Annotated in this window: 11 protein-coding genes; 1 reads left to right on the plus strand and 10 read right to left on the minus strand. The window is 69.2% G+C overall.

Annotated features, from left to right (window positions below; all coding sequences use genetic code 11):
- Positions 1 to 65: 65 nt before the first annotated feature.
- Entirely contained in the window at positions 66 to 2,588 is a 2,523-nt protein-coding gene (locus IPN47_11440; protein MBK9408637.1) for a PAS domain S-box protein, read from the plus strand.
- Positions 2,589 to 2,661: 73 nt separating this feature from the next.
- Here IPN47_11440 and IPN47_11445 read toward each other — a convergent pair whose 3' ends face one another.
- The 10 genes from IPN47_11445 to glgP all read right to left on the minus strand — a co-directional run bounded on the left by IPN47_11445 (position 2,662) and on the right by glgP (position 18,484).
- Positions 2,662 to 3,879 carry an ATP-grasp domain-containing protein gene (locus IPN47_11445; GenBank protein ID MBK9408638.1) on the minus strand — a complete coding sequence of 406 codons (1,218 nt, stop codon included), beginning with the start codon at positions 3,877 to 3,879 and terminating at the stop codon, positions 2,662 to 2,664.
- A gap of 148 nt (positions 3,880 to 4,027) precedes the next feature.
- Positions 4,028 to 5,242, minus strand: coding sequence for an ATP-grasp domain-containing protein (locus IPN47_11450; protein MBK9408639.1), 1,215 nt, complete (start codon positions 5,240 to 5,242; stop codon positions 4,028 to 4,030).
- A gap of 234 nt (positions 5,243 to 5,476) precedes the next feature.
- The gene (locus IPN47_11455; GenBank protein MBK9408640.1) at positions 5,477 to 8,182 is read right to left on the minus strand and encodes an ABC transporter permease; all 2,706 of its coding nucleotides are present in this window, start codon (positions 8,180 to 8,182) and stop codon (positions 5,477 to 5,479) included.
- A gap of 22 nt (positions 8,183 to 8,204) precedes the next feature.
- Entirely contained in the window at positions 8,205 to 8,549 is a 345-nt protein-coding gene (locus IPN47_11460) for a PadR family transcriptional regulator (protein MBK9408641.1), read from the minus strand.
- A 241-nt stretch (positions 8,550 to 8,790) separates the two neighbouring features.
- Positions 8,791 to 9,717, minus strand: coding sequence for a cysteine synthase A (cysK, locus tag IPN47_11465; protein ID MBK9408642.1), 927 nt, complete (start codon positions 9,715 to 9,717; stop codon positions 8,791 to 8,793).
- Positions 9,718 to 9,799: 82 nt separating this feature from the next.
- A complete protein-coding gene (locus tag IPN47_11470) occupies positions 9,800 to 10,684 on the minus strand; it encodes a serine acetyltransferase (protein MBK9408643.1) in 885 nt (294 codons plus the stop codon).
- A gap of 164 nt (positions 10,685 to 10,848) precedes the next feature.
- Positions 10,849 to 12,924 carry a DUF3536 domain-containing protein gene (locus tag IPN47_11475; GenBank protein ID MBK9408644.1) on the minus strand — a complete coding sequence of 692 codons (2,076 nt, stop codon included), beginning with the start codon at positions 12,922 to 12,924 and terminating at the stop codon, positions 10,849 to 10,851.
- A 47-nt stretch (positions 12,925 to 12,971) separates the two neighbouring features.
- On the minus strand, positions 12,972 to 14,684 hold the full coding sequence (locus IPN47_11480; protein ID MBK9408645.1) for a DUF1957 domain-containing protein: 1,713 nt from the start codon (positions 14,682 to 14,684) through the stop codon (positions 12,972 to 12,974).
- A gap of 3 nt (positions 14,685 to 14,687) precedes the next feature.
- Positions 14,688 to 16,325, minus strand: a complete 1,638-nt coding sequence (locus tag IPN47_11485; GenBank protein MBK9408646.1) for a glycogen synthase — start codon at positions 16,323 to 16,325, stop codon at positions 14,688 to 14,690.
- 8 nt (positions 16,326 to 16,333) lie between these two features.
- Positions 16,334 to 18,484: an alpha-glucan family phosphorylase gene (gene glgP, locus IPN47_11490; GenBank protein ID MBK9408647.1), complete on the minus strand. Its 2,151-nt coding sequence runs from the start codon at positions 18,482 to 18,484 to the stop codon at positions 16,334 to 16,336.
- Positions 18,485 to 18,531 lie beyond the last annotated feature (47 nt).

Raw genomic sequence — 18,531 nt, forward strand, 5'->3', positions numbered from 1 at the left:
CGTCCCTCGGCAAGATGGGAGGCTGCTAGGCTTCACCGGCTCCTGCCATTCGGGTCGATTCGCTGATGCCATCCCAGGAGACACCAGCGTCTGGCCGCGGACTCATCCCGTGGTCGACGTCGCCCGCGGCCGCCATCACCTATCGTCTGGCGCTGGTGGCGACGGTCACCGCCGCCGTGTTCGAGGCCTTCCTGCTCGGGCAGCCGGGGATGGTCACCGGCGATCACGTCATCATCGGGGCGCTGATCGCGGGGATGCTGATCGCGACCGTCCTGGCGCGGTTCGGCAAGACGTACTTCGCCAGCGGGACGGTGATCGGGACGCTCTGGCTCTGCGCCATGTTTGCGATCGGGGTGCACGGCATCCGCGCCGCGGCGCTCCCATCGCTCGTGATGGCGACCGTGCTCATGGCGTTGTGGGGTGGGGCCGCCCTCGCGGTCGCGCTGCTGGGGCTCACCTGCCTGCTGCTGCTCGCCACCGGCGGGGCGTTCGGACCGATCCTCCCCCCGCCCGCCCCCACCGACCCCACCGTCGATACGATTGTCGTCCTCGGACAGTTTGTCTTCCTTGCCGTCCTGATCGCCTTCCTCTCGCGCGCCCTGCGCGACGTGCGCGACCAGTTTCGCGTGCGCGAACAACGCCTCGTCTCGGCCACGCAGGCACTGGCGGTGTCGCGCACGGCGCTCGAGGAAACCGAAAGTCGCTACGCCGAGCTGGTGCGCGCCCTCCCCGACCTCGTGATGGTGCTCGACGAGCACGGCCGCTTTCTCGAGGTCAATGATGCCTCGCGTGACCTCTTCGGCTTCCCGGCCGCGACGTTCACCGGGCGAAAGCTGGGCGACATGGGGATCCTCGCCCCGCAGGATCTCGGCACCTCGTACGCAATGTTGTCGCGCGCCCTCGAGGGCGAAACGATCCCGGCCTTCACGGTGTCGACGCGGCAGGTCGACGGCGCGACGCGCTGGGTGGAGGTCACGGGGCGTCGATTGGTGCGCGCCACGGGCGAGCGTCGGGTCCTCGTGATCCTTCGCGACGTGAGCGAGCGGGTGCGAAGCCAGCAGGAACTCGTGCGCCGCGCCGCCCTCTGGCGCCGCGCGAGCCGCATTGCCCAGTTAGGGGCGTGGGAGATCGACCTCGACACCGGAGTCGTCACGTGGGACGACGAAGTGCGGCGCCTGCACGACGTCCCCCCCTCCTTCGTCCCCGACGTCGGCTCGGCCATCCGATTCTACGCCCCCGAAGCACGTCCCGCGATCCAGCACGCCTTCGACACGCTCGTCGCCGCCGGGACCAGCTTCTCCCTCGAACTCCCCCTCGTGACGGCGACCGGGCGCCGCCTCTTCGTGCGGGCCCAGGGCGAAGCGGAGGAACGCGACGGGAAGGTCGTGAAGGTCTTCGGCATCTTCCACGACATCACCGCCCTGCACGATGCCACCGAGCGACTGCGCGAAACCGCCAAGCTCGAGGGGCTCGGACGGCTGGCGGGGGGCGTCGCGCACGACTTCAACAACCTGCTCACCGCCATCCTCGGCTACGCCGAGGAGGTGCAAGGGATGCTCGCCCCGGGGACGCCAGCCCTCGACGACGTCATCGAGATCCGCCGCGCCGGCGAGCGCGCGCGCGAGCTCACCATGCAGCTCCTGGCCTTCGCCCGCCGGCAGGTGGTCGTCCCGCGCATCTTCGACGTGGCCGCACAGCTGCGGGCCGTGCAGCGATTCCTCGAGCGCGTGGTGGGAGAAGATGTCGCACTCCGCGTCGACGCCCCGGAGGGAACGGGCGCGGTGTGCATGGACCCCGTGCAGTTTGAACAGCTCCTGCTCAACCTCGCCGTCAACGCCCGCGACGCCATGCCCGGAGGTGGTGCACTCACCATCCGGACTTCACACGTCACGCTCACCGGTGACGAAGCCGCCGCCTGCGGCCTCGAGTCTGCCGACTGCGTGCAGGTCGAGGTCGAGGACACCGGTTCAGGGATGACCACCGAAGTCTTGCAGCGCGTCTTCGAGCCGTTCTTCACGACCAAGGAACTGGGCTACGGAACCGGCCTGGGCTTGGCGACCGTGTACGGGTTGGTGCGACAAGCGGGTGGGCATATCGCGGTGCGCAGCACCCTGGGTGAGGGGACCACCTTCACCGTTCGCCTCCCTCGTGTCGCCGACGCGGCCCCCACGCCGGTCGCCTCGAACCGTGGCGAGGCCATCGGCGGCCCTGAGACTATCCTGCTCGTCGAAGACGACGATGGCGTGCGCACTTTCTCCGAACGCGTCCTGCGACAGTCGGGCTATAATGTGCGCGTCGCGCGCTCCGGCGTGGAGGCGGAGACGCTCGCATCGTCGATGGATGCCGCCCCCGACCTCCTCTTCAGCGACGTGATCATGCCCGGCATGAGCGGCCCGCAGCTCGCCGAACAGCTTCAGCGGCGATGGCCTGCCTTGCGGACCCTCTTCGCCTCCGGCTACACCGAGGATCGCCTCGACACCTCCCGGCTCGACGGCGCGACCACATTCCTGGCCAAGCCCTACGGGCGCCAGCAACTCCTCGACACCGTCCGCAGCGTGCTCGATGCAGCGAAAGGAGCGGCTCCCTAGCGAAATGAAGCGCGGGGACGACTCATGGGCCGTCCCCGCGCGCGTGCTGACGCAATCGAGTGGTCTCGTCCGATCAGGACGCGAACAGCCGCAGGTCCGTCCCCACCGCATCCGAGATGTCCATGCACGCCTGCAACTCCGGGTGCCGCACGACCACGTAGCCATCGCTGACGAGCGTGAGGATCCAGTTGCGTCGCTCCGCCCCCACCGGGAGCAGGTCCATGTGCACGATGTGCTCGCCGTAGCGCTGCAGGAGGTGCTGCAATCCTTCGATGCGGTTGATGCGCCCCTGCCCCTCGGCCCGCTTGAAGATGTTGCAGACGTTGTACTTGCGAACTGTCGACTGCGAGAACGTGCCGTTGAGCTCCGCTTCGGCGTAGCCCATGTAGAGGTCGATGTCTCCCACGTAGTTCATGAGGTCGACCGTGTGCGCACCGGCCGGCCGCGCCGCGATCTCACCGAACACCGCCTCGCCCTTGGGCGTCCAGAAGAACTCCATGTGCGTGAAGCCGGTCTGGAACCCCATCGCCTTGAGCACCTCGTGGCCTAACGCGACCCCCGAGGCGACCGGTGTCGGTGTCATGTCACGCAGCGCCAGCGTCTGCGGCGAGATCCACTCGGTGCTGCGCGCGACGAGCGGATTGGGGCGATAGAAGCAGACGTTTTCGTACTGCACCTCGCCCTTGATGCAGATCGTGTCGTACGTGTACTCGTCGCCCTCGATGAACTCCTCGACGTTGACCTCGTCGTAGGTCGTCACCTTCGCCAGCTCCGCCTCGAGCTCGGCCATGGAGCCGGCGCGGAACGTATCCATCGACCCGGCGCCCGCGATCGGCTTCACGATGATCGGAAAGCCGATCTGCTCCGCTGCCGCCTTCACCTCGGCGATGGATCGCGCCGAGGCGTGGCGCGCGGTGCGAAGGCCAGCCTTCGTGATGACCTGCTTCATCAGGTCCTTGTTGCGGAAGATCGTCGCCTGCTCGACCCCCTGCCCGGCGACGCCTAACGCCTCGCGCAACTTGGCCGCCAGCAGCACGCCGGGCTCCCACATGCAGACCACGCGATCGATCGAGTGCGACCCCACCGACTGCACCACCTGCCGAACGATCGCCTCTTCATCGGTGAAGTTGGGGACCTGCAGGTACCCCGACAGGTGCTCCTTGGTCAGCGGGGGAAGCGCATCGTACGGCACGTCGCTCAGCCCGTAGACCTTCGCGCCATGCACCGACAGCGCCCGGCAGAAGTAGGGCATCTCGCCCGGGTAGCCCGGGGCCAGCATGATCACATTCATCGCAACGGAAGTCGGGGAGACGGGGAGACGAACGGGCTGTCCCGGCGAACGCGGGGAACGCCGTGTCGCGAGGAGCCCCTTCGTCGTGGGCTGACTGGACTAACTACTGATTCCGTGCCGGACGCGCAATCCGGGGCGCCCAGTGCCGCTATCCGAGCTCCACCTTGATCGTGCTGATCACCGTCAGCACGGCCCGTTGTACCACGGCGGTCTCGGGGTGTCGGACAATGACCCACCCGTCCCCCTCGTAGCTCACCGACGGCTGCCCTCCCACCTGCGGCGTCCTGGCCGCAACGATGAGGGGGCCGAGCGCACGGTTGACCTCGTCGACGCCATGCACCGCCGCAATGCGACCTTGCCCCTGCCCCCGCAGGAACGCCGCCCCCGCCGCGTACTTGCGCTCGGGCACATGGAACTCGCCGAAGATCATCGCCCGCGCCCACTCCTGCACGAGGTCGAAGTCGTGCGCGTATGACATGAGCTGCGTGATCTGTGCGCCTGGCGGACGCGCCGCCACCTCACTGATCGCGATGGTGCCATCCCTCCGCCGGAACCACTCCATGTGCGAGATCCCGGTGTGCATCCCCAGCACGTCGAGGGCGCGCCGCGCCGCGGAGCGGATGTCGTCGTACTGCGTACCATCCACCTCGCGCGGCAGCACCAGCGACCACTGGATCCAGGGATTCTCGAGGACGGTGAGCGGGGTCGGGTAGTAGTGCGTGAGCGAATGCCAGACGTGCTCGCCATTCACCGTCATCGTTTCGAACGAGTGCTCCTCGCCCTGCACGAACTCCTCGAGCAGGACCGGGTGCTCGGCCGTCGGCGGCGTGCGCGAGAGCGCCGCAATCAGCGACTGCATGTTGTCGACCCGAAAGGTCGCGATCGCCCCCGCTCCGGCCGGCGGCTTGACCACGACCGGGAACCCGTTGGCCTCCGCAAAGGCCACCGCCTCGTCGAGCGTCGACGCCAGGCAGTGCCGCGCGCACGGAAGCCCGGCCGCGCGCAGCAGCGTCTTCATGCGCGCCTTGTCGCGGAAGTTGTGCGCCGCCTCCACCCCCATGCCTTCGATCCCCAGTCGCGCGCGCACCTCCGCGAGCTGCACCTGGATCTGCTCGAACGCCCCGAAGAGGCGATGGATCGGCCCGAACTGGCGCGCCAACCCCTCGGCAGCCCACGCGAGCTGCTCCACATCCAGGATGTCGGCCACCTGCCAGTGCCGCACGTGCCCGCGCAGCCCGAGCAGTCGGTCCTCGCCGTCCTGTGTGATGACCGCCAGCTGCACATCGGGAAGCCCCGCCGCCGCCTCGACCATGCGAAACGCATTGTCGCTCAAGATGGGGGCGGCGAAGATGACGAACGGCATGTGTGGAGACGGGAGACGGGGGAAGGGAGACGGGAGACGGACGTGTTGGGAAGCTGTTGCCTCCCGACGTGCTCGGCTAGGCAGGACCCCGATCGGGAAACGACGACGCCCCCTCGAGCGTGCCCGCGACGGTGCGGCCGCTTCCGGTCACGCCCCCGAGCGCCGATCCTCGCCCCGAGCCCGAATCGGCGGCACGGGAGGAGCGATACGTTACGACTTCCGTTTCCCGCCCGCTTACTCCCCCCTCAACGCCGTCGACGGATCCACGTGCGCCGCCCGCCACGTGGGGGCCAGGCTCGCGGCGAGGGCAATCGCAATCAGGAGGACCGCCACCGCGCTCAGCACCAGCGGATCGCCCGGTTGCACCTCGTACAACAGCGCCCCCAGCACGCGTGTCGTGGCCAGCGCGCCACCGACGCCGAGCACCAGACCTAACGATGTGAGCGTCAACGCCTGCTGCACCACCAGCCGCGCCACCTGCGACGACCGCGCCCCCAGCGCCATCCGGATCCCGATTTCGCCGATTCGATGGCTCACGACGTACGACACCACCGCATACAGGCCAATCGCGCTCAGGAGCAGGGCGATGGTCGCGGCGACCGCGAGCAGGGTCAGGGTGAAGGTGCGCCGAGCCATCGAACGGGCCACCACCTCGTCCAACCCGCGAGGGTTGGTCACCGGCACCTGCGGATCCAGCCGCGCCACCTCACGCTGCACCAGCGGGAAGAGTTGCGCCGGCGTCATCGACGGCGCGCGGACGACGAGACTCACGCCGCGCGCCAACCACTGCAGGTCGGCCCCGGGCGGCGGGACGAGGGGAAAGAAGACGGCCTGCATCTTCGGGGCGTCGAGGCCGGCGTCATACAGGTCGTCCACAACGCCACCAACGTGGAACCATCCCTCTCCCACCGAACAACAGCGAATCGTGCGGCCGATGGGGTCCTCGCCCGGCCACAGCACCTCTGCCAACGCGCGCGTCACCACCGCACCACCTGTCGCTTGGTGCACCTGGTCCCACGTCGGTGCGCTCCCGCGCACCGGGATCTGCAACGCCTCGAAGTAGCCGGGCGCAACCTGCAGCGTCGTCACGCACTGTTCGGCGCGTCCCATGGCCCCGGGCTGGTTGGTGACCACCCCGGTGCAGCCCGAGCGCCCCGTGAGCGGTAACTGCTCCACCATTGAGACATGTGTCACGCCGGGAATCGCGCGCAGCTGCTCGCTCACCTGTTCGTAGAAGGTGGCAACGCGCGTGGCGGCATCGAAGCGCGCCGCCGGCAGGGCAAGATCCATCGTCGCCACACCGTCTGGCGCAAACCCCGGTGAGATCCCGCGCAGCTTCTGGAACGAACGCACCATCAGTCCGGCGCCCGCCATGAGCACGACGGCGAGCGCCACCTGCGCCACCACGAGCGTCCCTCGCACCGCCACCTGACGGCGCGAGAGCGTGAGGCCGCGCGATGCATCGCGCAGTGCCGCATGATCCCCCCGCGCGCTCCCAGCCGTCACGAGACCCAGCAAGAGGCCGATGGCCAGCGACAGCGCCAGCAACTGGAGCCCGGTCGCCCACCCCGCGTGCACCTCCGCCAAGCGCGGGAGCCCCTCGGGGGCGAACCAGGCCAGGACGCCCAAGGCGCTGCGCACCAGCGCGAAGGCAATGATCGCCGCCAACAGGGCCACCACCAGGGCGTCCGTGAGGTGCAAGACGAGCAGGTCGCCGCGCCGGGCACCTAACGCCGATCGCACCAGGACCTCGCGCCGTCGCCCGTCGGCGCGCACCAGGAAGAGGTTGGACACGTTGGCCAGCGCGACCACGAGCACGAGGCCCACCCCTGCCAGCAGGATCCAGAGCGCCCGCGCGATCGTCGCTCCCACGACGTCATCTCGGAGCGGGACCACCGCCGTGCGAAAGCCCGAGTTGCGGATCCAGTGGTTTGGATAGGCGGCCGGAAAGACCTCCTCCATGCGCAACACCAGTGGCGCCAGGTCGGCCTCGGCGGTCGCCGCACTCACGCCTGGGCGAAGGCGCGCGACCGCCTGGCGCACGTGGTTGTTCTGCGCCGCCGCCGCCGGATCGGCCCAGTCGGGCAGCCAAAGGTCCACGCGCCGGTCGGGCAACTGCGCGTTCACAGGTGCAACGCCGACCACCTGATGCGGGAACCCTTCCAGGTCGATCGTCCTTCCCACGATCATGCGGTCGCCGCCAAAGCGGCGCATCCACAAGTCATGTCCGAGCACGACCACCGCGGCGTCCCGGTTGCGGTTGTCTTCCGGCGTGAGCAAGCGGCCGAGCGCCGGGATAATCCCCAACACGTCAAAGATCCCCGATGTCACGGTGGCGATCGGGACGCGTTCGGCAAAGGTCGAGGTTCCATCGCCGGTGAGCGTCGCTTCGCTCGCGCGATACAACCCCATCTCCTCGATCGAGCGGGCGTTCTGCTTGTAGTAGAACAGCTGGTGCCGAGCGATCCCCCAGGTGTCGTTGAGCTTGGGCATCGGCGACGAGAGTGCCACCAGCCGCTCGGCGTTGGGAAAGGGGAGGGGCGTCAGGACGATCGTGTCGAGCAGCGTGTAGATCGCCACCGCGGCCGCCAGTCCCAGCGACAGCGTGACGACCGCGGGGATCGTGAACGACGGCTGCCGTACGAGCACGCGCAGGCTATGGCGTATCCGTGCCACCATCGAGGCCAGCCACTCGGCGCGCGAGCGCCGCTGCTCGATGCGACGATCGATCGTGCGCAGCGTGGCGCGCACGTCACGCACGTCGCCAAACTCGGCCAGCGCCTGCGCACGCGCCGCGGGCTCGGACCGTCCCTCACTGCGCAGTGCCTCGATGCGCTCGGCGAGGTGAAAGGACAGCTCGTCGTCGATGTCACCCTCGAGGTCGGGGCCCAGGAAGCGGAGGTATCGTCGCCAGGCGGCGGGACGAGCGTCGCGATGCATGAAGGAGGGGAATCGGGGAGCGTTAGGCGGGAGCCGGCGTGGCGCTCATGACCTTGGCGACCGCGATGACGTACCGATCCCACGACGCCGCCTCGGCGCGCAACGCCTTTCGGCCGGCGGTCGTGAGCTGGTAGAACTTGGCGCGCTTCCCCTTGTCGGAGTTGCCCCACGATGCGTCCACCCACCCGCGTTCCTCCATGCGGTGCAGCGACGTATAGAGGGCACCATCGAGGATACGGAAGCTCCCGTCGGAGCCGTCGCGAATGAAGCGCGCCACCGCGTAGCCGTGCATCGGCCCCCACGAGAGCGCGCGCAGGACGAGGACATCGAGCGTCCCCTGCAGCAGGTCGAGTTCGGGTTGCGCCATGCGTCACCATACGCTCGACGCGCTATTCCATCAAGTGTTGAGGGAATACATGCGTGTCGCACGCACCGCACTCGCCACTCGCTCGCCACGAGCGTGGCACTCCCGGTGTGACGAGTCGTGACGCGCGTGCCGGCACACGTCGCCCGACGAGTCGCCGGACGAGTCGCGCCCGACAGCGCGTGATCGCGCACGGCACCGCCCTACCACGAGGGTCGGTCCTCCGGCGGGCACTCCGCGGCGATCAGCGATCCAGCGGAAAGAGCCCCTCCACCGACAGGTACCGCTCCCCCGTATCGTAGCAGAACGTCAGTACGCGCCGTCCGGGCGGCGCCGAGGCGAGCACCTGCGCCACCGCCGCCAACGACGCGCCCGACGATGGGCCGACGAGGATCCCCTCCTCGCGTGCGGCGCGCAGCGCCCACGCAAAGGCGTCTTCCTCCGTGACTTGCAGCACGCCGTCGAGCGTACCGCGATCCAGCACCCCAGGGACGAAGCCGGCGCCGATGCCCTGGATGCGATGAGGCCCCGGGCCCCCTCCCGACAGCACCGCCGACTTCACCGGCTCGACCGCAAACGTCGTGAGCCCGGGCATCGTCGACTCCTTGAGCACCTGGCTCACCCCGGAGATGTGTCCACCCGTCCCCACCCCCGTGATGAGATAGTCCAACCCCTCGGGGAAGTCGGCGGCGATCTCGCGCGCCGTGGTGCGGCGATGCACCTCGAGGTTGGCGGGGTTGTCGAACTGTTGCGGCATCCACGAGTTGGGGATCTGGGCCACGAGCGCTTTCGCCCGCTCGATCGCCCCCTTCATCCCCTGCTCGCGCGGCGTGAGGTCGAAGGACGCCCCGTAGGCCCGCATCACGCGCCGTCGCTCGACCGACATCGACTCCGGCATCACCAGCAGCAGCTTGTACCCCTTCACCGCCGCGACCATCGCCAGGCCGATCCCGGTGTTCCCCGACGTCGGCTCGATGATCGTCGTCTCGCGGTTGATCACCCCGCGCCGCTCCGCATCCTCGATCATCGCCAGCCCGATGCGATCCTTGATCGACCCGCCGGGGTTGGCGCGCTCGAGCTTCAGGTAGACCGTATGTGTCCCCCCGAAGAGGCGGTTGAGCCGCACGTGCGGCGTATTGCCGATCGTCGCAAGGATACTCTCGACCTTCATGGAAACCCGACCCTCCGGTAGTGGACGCCCCACATTGCGGCTGACGGATGCGCTCCGCCCCCGCAACCGCCCAGCACGCTCCTCAGATGTGGAACTCGAGCGCCGGCGACTCGGCAGTATGCGTGTCCATCGCCTGGTGCACGACAACGGAGCGCGGCGGGACCGACCGCGTGAGCCAGACGTTGCCGCCCACCACGCTCCCCGCCCCCACGACGGTGCGCCCGCCGAGCACCGTGGCATTGGCGTAGAGCACCACCTCGTCCCCGATCGTCGGGTGGCGCTTCGCGCTCGCCAGCCCCTTCTCCACCGACAGGGCGCCTAACGTAACGCCCTGGTACACCCGCACGCGCACGCCCACGGTCGCCGTCTCGCCGATCACGATCCCCGTCCCGTGGTCGATGGCGAATGGCACACCGATCGTCGCCCCCGGATGGATGTCGATCCCGGTGCGCATGTGCGCGTGCTCGCTGATGAGGCGCGGCAGCAGCGGGATCCCCAACCCCCGAATGCGGTGCGCCAGGCGGTAGCAGGCGATGGCGTAGAAGCCGGGATAGGCCAGGATCACCTCGTCCACCGACGTCGCCGCCGGATCGGAGGCCACCAGGTACGCGGCGTCGCTCAGCAGGTCGTCGCGCAGCGTCGGGAGCCCAGCGACGAACGCGCGCCCGGACGCCGTCCCGTCGGCATCGATCGACGCCTCGCGCGTCTGCGTGATCCCCGGCCCGGCCTGGTGGGTCAGGAAGTCGGCAAAGAGCGCCGGACTCTCCTCGGCGATGATCTCCAGCTCGCGATCCAGCGCCGCACGATGCCCGTCCAGTCGCGGCGCAAAGTGCGGAAAGAGGAACGCCAGGATGCCGTCGGCAAACGAGCCGGCCCGGGCGTTGGCGCGCGGTGGCAGGTTGTACGCCGCACGCTCCCGGCACAGATCATCGAGCCAGGACGCGGTGGCGGGGACGTGATGGGACATGGCTCCAGTTCGCGAAGGGGACACGGGAAGAATACCGCATCGCCGCCGGAAGGTCCGCACCACACCACCCTTCTCACGCCACATCACCCCGCCCGGCCCCTGCCACCCCGTATGGAGCCACGTGGTCCTGCGCGATATCGCGCGCGCTCCCACGTGCTCCCGCGCTATCCCTCGAACGCAGGCTCGAAGCCCAGCCGCTCCCGGAACGCCTGCAGGTGCGCCCGCCGCGCCGACGACGCCCCTTCCCACACCGACCAGAACGTCGTCTGCACGTCGAAGGGGACGTTGCTCTCCAGCTGCTCGAAGAGGTCCAGCAGCGCGTTCGCCACGTCGAGCGCCTCGGGTGACTCGTCGGTGGCCAACTGCCCAACCGCGCGCTGCAGCGCCACGACAATCACCCCGCGCAGCGACGCATCGCCCAGCGCCAGGCGTTCGATCTCCTCGGCGGTCAGGTTCTGCGGCAACAGCGCGCGCCGCAGCGCATGACGGATGGCCCGGCGCGGACGTTCGGGAAAGTCGGCCAGCGAGATGCGCCAGATGCGGGCGTCGTCGCCATCCATCGACGTCACGTCGCAGGTGACGTTGTTAGCCCGCCGCTCCACCACCGACACACGAAAACGCCGGACGGTCCCGGTGTCACGCGCGGTCACCGACACGCGATCGCCCGTGATCTCGGCCACCACGGCATGGGCCGAGAGGTGCCCATTGGGATCGATGCCGAGCGCCGTGAGCGCGGCGGCCGCGGCCGCCGTGCGCGCCGCGGCGTCAGGCCCCGACGCCAGGCGCAGGTAGACGTCCTCACCCGTCCCGGTGTGCCGGTCGTTGCTCTCCGCCAGCCGCAACTGCTCGCGCAGCAGCATCGTCAGCCGCGGCGCCTCCCCCGAGAGTGCGATCGCCCGCTCGGCGTAGCGCAGCACCTGTTGCGGCTCCAGCCCGCCGATGTCGTCGAAGAACCAGGCGCACGAGGTGAACATGCGCATCGCGTCGCGCTCCATCTCCAGCAGCTCGGCCACGCGCCGCTTCTGGTCCGGGGTCGCCGTGGAGTCGAGCTGGGCGGCCGAGAAGGCGCGACGCGCGTCGGCGTCCTGGCTGACGGCGTGGCCGTACGCATCGCGCGCCTTCCAGACGTCACCGAGGAGCGGCGTTCCGTCGCGCTCGAAGATGTCGTGCAGCGCCTCCGCCAGTGCATTGAGCCCGTTCCGCAGCGGCGTGCGCCACGCCTGGCTGGGGTAGCGCATCCCGTCGCTCCGGCAGCCGCAATTCGACCGCCAGCGCTCCACGCCGTGCGCGCAGCTCCACGCCGTCGGCGCCACCAGCTCCACGTCGATCGACGCCGGGTGCCGCGCCAGGAACGAGGCGTAGTTCTCCACGCGCACCCCGTGATGGGCCGTGACGTCGAAGACGCGCGCCAGTGCCATCTCGGCGAACTTGTGGTGGTGCCCGTACGTCTCGCCGTCGGTCGCCATCGAGACGAGGATCGGCGCCGGCGAGCCGCCGGGCGTCACGGGCGCACCGGGGAGCGCCTCCCCCGCCGGGAGGTCGCCCGGCTGCGCCAGGATCTCGTAGGCCCAGTGGTCGGCATCGCGCACGAGCCCGCCGAAGGCGATGCCGTGCGAGAGGTCGCCATGATAGGTGCAGAGCGCAATCGTACGCCCCTGCTGCGTCGTGTAGCGCCCGGGGAGGCCGTTGGGCGGACGCCGTTGCACCTGGTAGGGGGCGAGGATCGTGAAGCGGATCCCTTCCTGCGCCAACACGTCCAGCGTCTCGTCGTCCACCGCCGTCTCGGGAAGCCAGAACCCCTCCGGGTCACGCCCGTATCGCCGCTTGAAGTCGGCGATCCCCCACCGCACCTCGGTCACCTTGTCGCGGCGCGACGCCAGCGGGAGGATGACGTGGTGGTAGGGGTGGGCGATGGCGTTGCCATGCCCCCCTAACCGCCGGCAGCTTTCGTGATCGGCGGCCAGCATCGCCCGATAGGCATCGGGCGAGTGCCGTTCCATCCAGGTGCACAGCGTGGGCCCCACGTTGAACGACAGGTGCTCGAGCGTGTTGACGATCCGCGCGATGCGCCCGTGCGCGCCCGACACGCGCGCCGCGACCACGGCGCGGTAGCACTCGCGGTCGATGCGGGAGTTCCAGTCGTGGTAGGGGGCCGCCGAGACCTCCGCCTCGATCTCGTCGAAGTACGGGTGCTCGCGCGGCGGCTGGTAGAAGTGGGCGTGAATGACAACAGAGCGCATCGTGGCTTCGAAGTGTCGGCGCCTGGCTGGCCGCCGGTGAAAGGGGACTACCCGACCGCGGCGGCGACGGCGGAACCGCCTAACGCCTCTGCCACCGCCACCAGCACGTCGGGAAAGAGGTCATCGCGGCGCCGGAGCTCATCGGCGAGGGCACGGCCCGCCGTGGCCTCTCCTCCGTCCAGCACCCCGCGAACGGCCGCCAGCAGCAGGCGCGCGTCGCGTGCGTGCCCCTCGAATCGGGCGAGCGCGTAGTCCTCCACCGCCCCCGTCGTCACGATGAACGGCCAGTCGCTCGACTGCAACAGCAGGAGCGACCGCGCCGCCTGGGCCAGGATCGCCGACGCCTGAGGGTGTGCCAGCGCCGCCGGCGCCACGTCCCAGAACGCCTCCTCCAGCTCCCAGATCACCGGCCACATCGCCTGCACGCGCTCGTTGAACCACATCGAGTAGTCGCCGTCCCGCCCCCAGCTGCCGCGCACCAGCTTGGTCGAGACGCGGGTGGCATGGCGGGCGAGATGTTCCCCCGCGGTCACCGCGCGCAGGCGCGGCACGCCGGGGAGCGCGGCGTACAGGTCGGCGAGAAAGTCGGGGCCCTCGAACCACCAGTGGCCGAACAGCTCCGTGTCGAACGGCGCCGTGATCAGCGACGCGCTCCCCGAGCGCTCGCCGGCAATTTCCCCCAGCAACTCGGCGAAGTCGTGGGCGTGCGCACGGGCCGTGAGGCGCGCGGCGAGCGGGTCGTACGGCGCCTTGTCGCCAAGGTCGGCGTCGCGCGCCGTGACGCGCCAGAAGCGGAGCCCTCCCGGCCAGCGGATCTTGTGGAACTCGAGGTACGCGCCATCGCCAGGATAGCCATCCCCGCGGCTCCACACGCGTACCGACGAGCGTGGGTCGCGCACGAGTGCCGCCACCTCCACCGGGGCCCGCGCCCCCGAGACCCGATAGGCGCGATACGGCGACTGCGGGAAGCGACCGCCGCGCTCGCGGCCGGGGGCCGCCACGTGGGTCGCCTCGCCGCCGATGCGGTCGCCGTAGACGCCTAACGGTGCGCCGGCGCGCGCCGTGTGCGCGTCGACCACGAAATAGCGGAAGCCCGCGTCGGCCAGGTGCTCCTCGATCCCGCGACGCACCCCCGCCCCCGGCGCATCCGCTCGTGGTGACCAGCGCCCGCGCGGACGATAGCCGCACTCCGGCACCCAGCACCCCTCGGCGTCGCGCCCGAACAGGCGACGGTGTTCACGCTTCGCCAGCAGCAACTGCAGGGCGATCGACTCGTCGCGCCCCAGCAGCGGCAGGAAGGCGTGCGTGGCCGCCGACGTCACGAGCTCGAGTCGCTCGGCCGCCTGCAGCCGGCGGAACTCCCCGAGCAGGTCGCCGCCGAGTGCGTCCCACAGCGCGCGCATGCGCGTGAGGCGCGTGGACCAGAAGCGGGTGAGCGGAATCAGCGCCTCGTCGGGCGTCCCCGCCAGCTCGGCGGCCGCGGCGTCGCACGCCGCCAGGCGCTGCGCCACGAACGCCTCGAACTCCACCGCAAAGGTGGGATGGGCGAGCTGGTTGGCGAGGACCGGGGTGAGCCCGAGGGTGACCGGGGCAGCGACCTCTCCCGCCTCGAGCTGGCGGAGCGTCTCGATCAGCGGGAGGTACGTCTCCAGCGCCGCTTCGCACAGCCAGTCGCTCCCGTGCGGCCAGCGGCCGTGATGGAGGACGTACGGGAGGTGCGAGTGGAGCAGGAGGACGAAGTCGACCTGACGCTCGGGCAACGCCTAACGCCTCCCGCGCGGCCAGTGGATGGCCCGACGATAGAGCTCGCGGTACTTCCCCTCCGAGCGCTCCCAGCCGAAGTCGCGCCCCATCGCCTCCTTGACCATCTGCGTCCACACCTGCGGATGCCGGTAGTGGTCGATGGCGCGCGCACAGGCGGAGATGAAGCCGGCCTGCGTGTAGTCGTCGAACAGGAAGCCGGTGACGTTGTCCTCGATGGTGTCGGCGAGCCCGCCCACCTTGCGCGCCACCGGCAGCGTCCCGTAGCGCTGGGCACGCATCTGCGTGAGGCCGCACGGCTCGTACTGCGACGGCATCACGATCATGTCGGCCCCGGCCAGCAGGCGGTGCTCCTGCTCGACGGTGAAGTCGGTCTGCACCCCGATGCGCCCGGGGACGAGCGCCGCCAGCTCCTCGAGGATGTCGACGTAGCGCTTCTCCCCCTGCCCCAGGAAGATGAACTGCGCGTCGAGCGACAGGAAACGCGGCGACCCCAGGATGAGGTCGAGTCCCTTCTGCGCCACCATGCGCGCGCTCATCCCGATCACCGGCGTCCCCGGACGCTCCGGGAGCCCAAAAATCCGCTGCAGGGCGAGCTTGTTCTGCTTCTTGGGCGACAGCTTGGTGCGCGAGTAGTTGTAGGCGATGAACGGGTCGTTGGCCGGATTCCAGTCGGCGTTGTCGATCCCGTTGATGATCCCCACGAAACGCTCGCGCATCGCCACGAAGGCATCGTGCAACCCGAAGCCGCCTTTCTCCGTGCGCAGCTCGTGCGCGTGCGTGGGGCTCACCGTCGTCACCGCATCGGCGCAGGCCATGCCCCCCTTCAGCATGTTCATCTTGCCGTACCACTCGAACATGTGATGGTTGTAGAACTCCCACGGCAGTCCCACGTCGGCCATCGACGGTGGCGGGAAGTGCCCCTGGAAGCCGGCGTTGTGCACGGTGATCACCGTCCAGGTATGGCGCAGGAAGTCGTTCCCCGCCTCGAGGGCGCGCAGGTACGCCGGGGCGAGCGCGGTGTGCCAGTCGTGGCAGTGCATCATCACCGGCGCCTGCGTGATCATCGGGAGCGCGGTCAGCGACGCCAGCGCGAAGTAGGCCCAACGACGGTCGTTGTCGCCGTAGTCGCCGCGCGCGTCGCCGTAGATCCCGTCACGCCCGCCGAAGTAGTACTCGTTGTCCACGAAGTACACGCGCGGCATCCCCTCGCCCGTGCGATCGCGCAGCGACTGCGACTCGAACAGACGCGCGTACTCGGCGCGCGGCCCCACCTGCACGAAGAACGGGTCGCTGGCCGGGACGAAGTCGCTCACGACCTCGCGCACCTGGCGGTAGAGCGGCATGATGAGCGACACGGCAAGGCCCGCCCGTGACTGCGCCTTGGCCAGGTTGGCGACCGCTTCCCCTAAGCCACCCGTGCGGGCAAAGGGGGCCAGCTCGGCCACCACGTGCACCACGGCGACCGGCTGCCCCCCCGCGGTGTGCAGCGGATACGGACGCGCTGCCACCGCCTCGCTGGCAGCGGACGCCGCATCGGCGTCCGCCGCCGTCTCTTTCCCCCCTGCCCCACCCTTCTCGCTCGCCTTGCGAGTCCGACGCTTCGTCGTGGTCGCCGTACTCCGCTTGCGCGCTGCCATTCCCTACCTCATCCGATCGGGGGATCGTCTCCCTGCGTCTCCCCGCGCATCGCGCGGGTGTAGTAGTCGTTCGCGTAGTTCTGCAGCATGCGACGTGAAGTGAACTGCTGTCCGGCCACGCGGATCGCATGCTTCATCTTCTGCAACCACCCGTGCGGGACACCGCGCTCGTCGCGCGTGTAGTACAACGGGATGACCTGCTCCTCGAGCAACGTATAAAAGCGGTCGGCGTCCCACTCGTCAGGCGTTGCCCTAGACGCCGCGGGCGGAATCGCCCACCCGTTGAGCCCATCGTAGCCCTCGTGCCACCACCCGTCGAGGGTCGACAGCTGAGGGACCCCGTTGAGCGCCGCCTTCATGCCGCTCGTGCCGCTGGCCTCCAGCGGGACCCGCGGAAGGTTGAGCCACAGGTCGACCCCCTGCACCAGGCGGTGCGCCAGGTGCAGATCGTAGTCCTCGATGAAGGCCACGCGCCCCTCGAGACGCGGGTCGCGCGTGAAGCCATAGACGGTGCGCAGCACTTCCTTCCCCGGCGTGTCCGCCGGGTGCGCCTTGCCGGCGAAGATGATCTGCACCGGACGCGAGTTGTCGACCAGCAACGCCTTGAGGCGCTCGAGATCGGCAAACATGAGGTCGGCACGCTTGTACGTGGCAAAACGACGCGCGAAGCCGATCGTGAGCACCTGCGGATTGAGCAGCGTCCCCGCCCCCACCACGTGCGCTGCCTCCTTCCAGTGTCGCGCCCAACGACGACGTGCCTGCTCGCGCACGAAGTTCATCAACTCGGTCTTGAGCTCGAGGTGCGTGTTCCACAGCCGCACATCATCGATCTCGAGTGCCGATTCCCATAGCGCCGGATCTTCCACCCGGTTGCCCCAATCGTGGCCGAAGTGAAAGTCGAAGAGCTCCATCATCTCCTTCGACATCCACGTCGCCTTGTGCACCCCGTTGGTCACGTGCCCGATCGGCACCTTGTTCACGTCACGGGAGGGCCAGAGCGGCGCCCAGATCTGCCGCGAGACCTCCCCGTGTCGACGCGCGACCCCGTTCACGTGCCGCGACAGGCGAAGCGCGCAGACCGTCATGTGGAAACGTCCCGCCTCTTCGGTGGGATGCTGCCCGATGGAGAGGAAGCGCTCGATCCCGATCTCTCGCCACAACGGCCCCGCACACTGCTGCACCTGCTCCTTGGAGAAGGTGTCGTGCCCGGCAGGGACCGGCGTGTGCGTGGTGAAGATGCTCGACGACCGCACCCGCGACACCGCCTCCTCGTACGTCACCCCCTCGCTCATGAGCTCGCGAACGCGCTCCACGAGCATGAAGGCCGCATGCCCTTCGTTGGCATGCCACGCCGACGGCGCGATCCCGAGGGCGCGCAGCACGCGCACCCCGCCCACCCCGAGGATCCACTCCTGGCGCAGGCGCACGTCGGGGCCACCCGTGTAGAGCTTGGACGTCAGCTCTCGATCGGCCGGATCGTTCTCCTCGAGATTGCTGTCGAGCAGGTAGACCGGCACCCGCCCCACGTTCATGCGCCAGGCGGCGATGTAGATGTCGCGCCCGAAAGTGCTGACCTTCGCGAGCCACTTCTCCTTGCCGGGGAGCTGCACCCGCTCGAGCGGCGTGTTGGCGACGTCGAACTGTTCGTCCGAGTCCTCCTGCCATCCGTCGAGCCGCAGCTTCTGGTCGAAGTAGCCCTTCGTGTAGTAGAGTCCGATGCCGACCAGCGGGATCCCCAGGTCCGACGACGACTTGCAGTGGTCGCCGGCCAGGACGCCGAGTCCCCCGGAATAGATGGGTACCGAATTGTGCAGCCCGAATTCGGCGCAGAAATACGCGATCGTCCCCGACGAGAACGCCGGGTACGCGTTGCTGAACCAGGTGTTGTCGAACGACTGGTCGCGTCGGAAATCGGCCATGACCCGGTCGTACAGGTCGAGGAACCGAGGCTCGCGCGCAACCTGACTCAGGCGCTCCGGGGGGATGCGCCGCAGGGTGGCAATGGGATTGTGCCGCGTGAGGTGCCACAACGGCTCATCGATCATGGCAAACAGCTGCCGGGCGTCCCGGCTCCAGCTCCATGAGAGGTTCGTTGCGACGGCGCCGAGCCCTTCGATGCGCTCGGGCAGATATGGGATTTTGGCTCGATCTACAGGCATGGGTGGCAACTTAACGAGGCCTGACAGCGTGGCGTAACCGTTTACAC

It is taken from the genome of Gemmatimonadota bacterium (genome assembly GCA_016719105.1).
GTDB lineage: Bacteria > Gemmatimonadota > Gemmatimonadetes > Gemmatimonadales > Gemmatimonadaceae > SCN-70-22.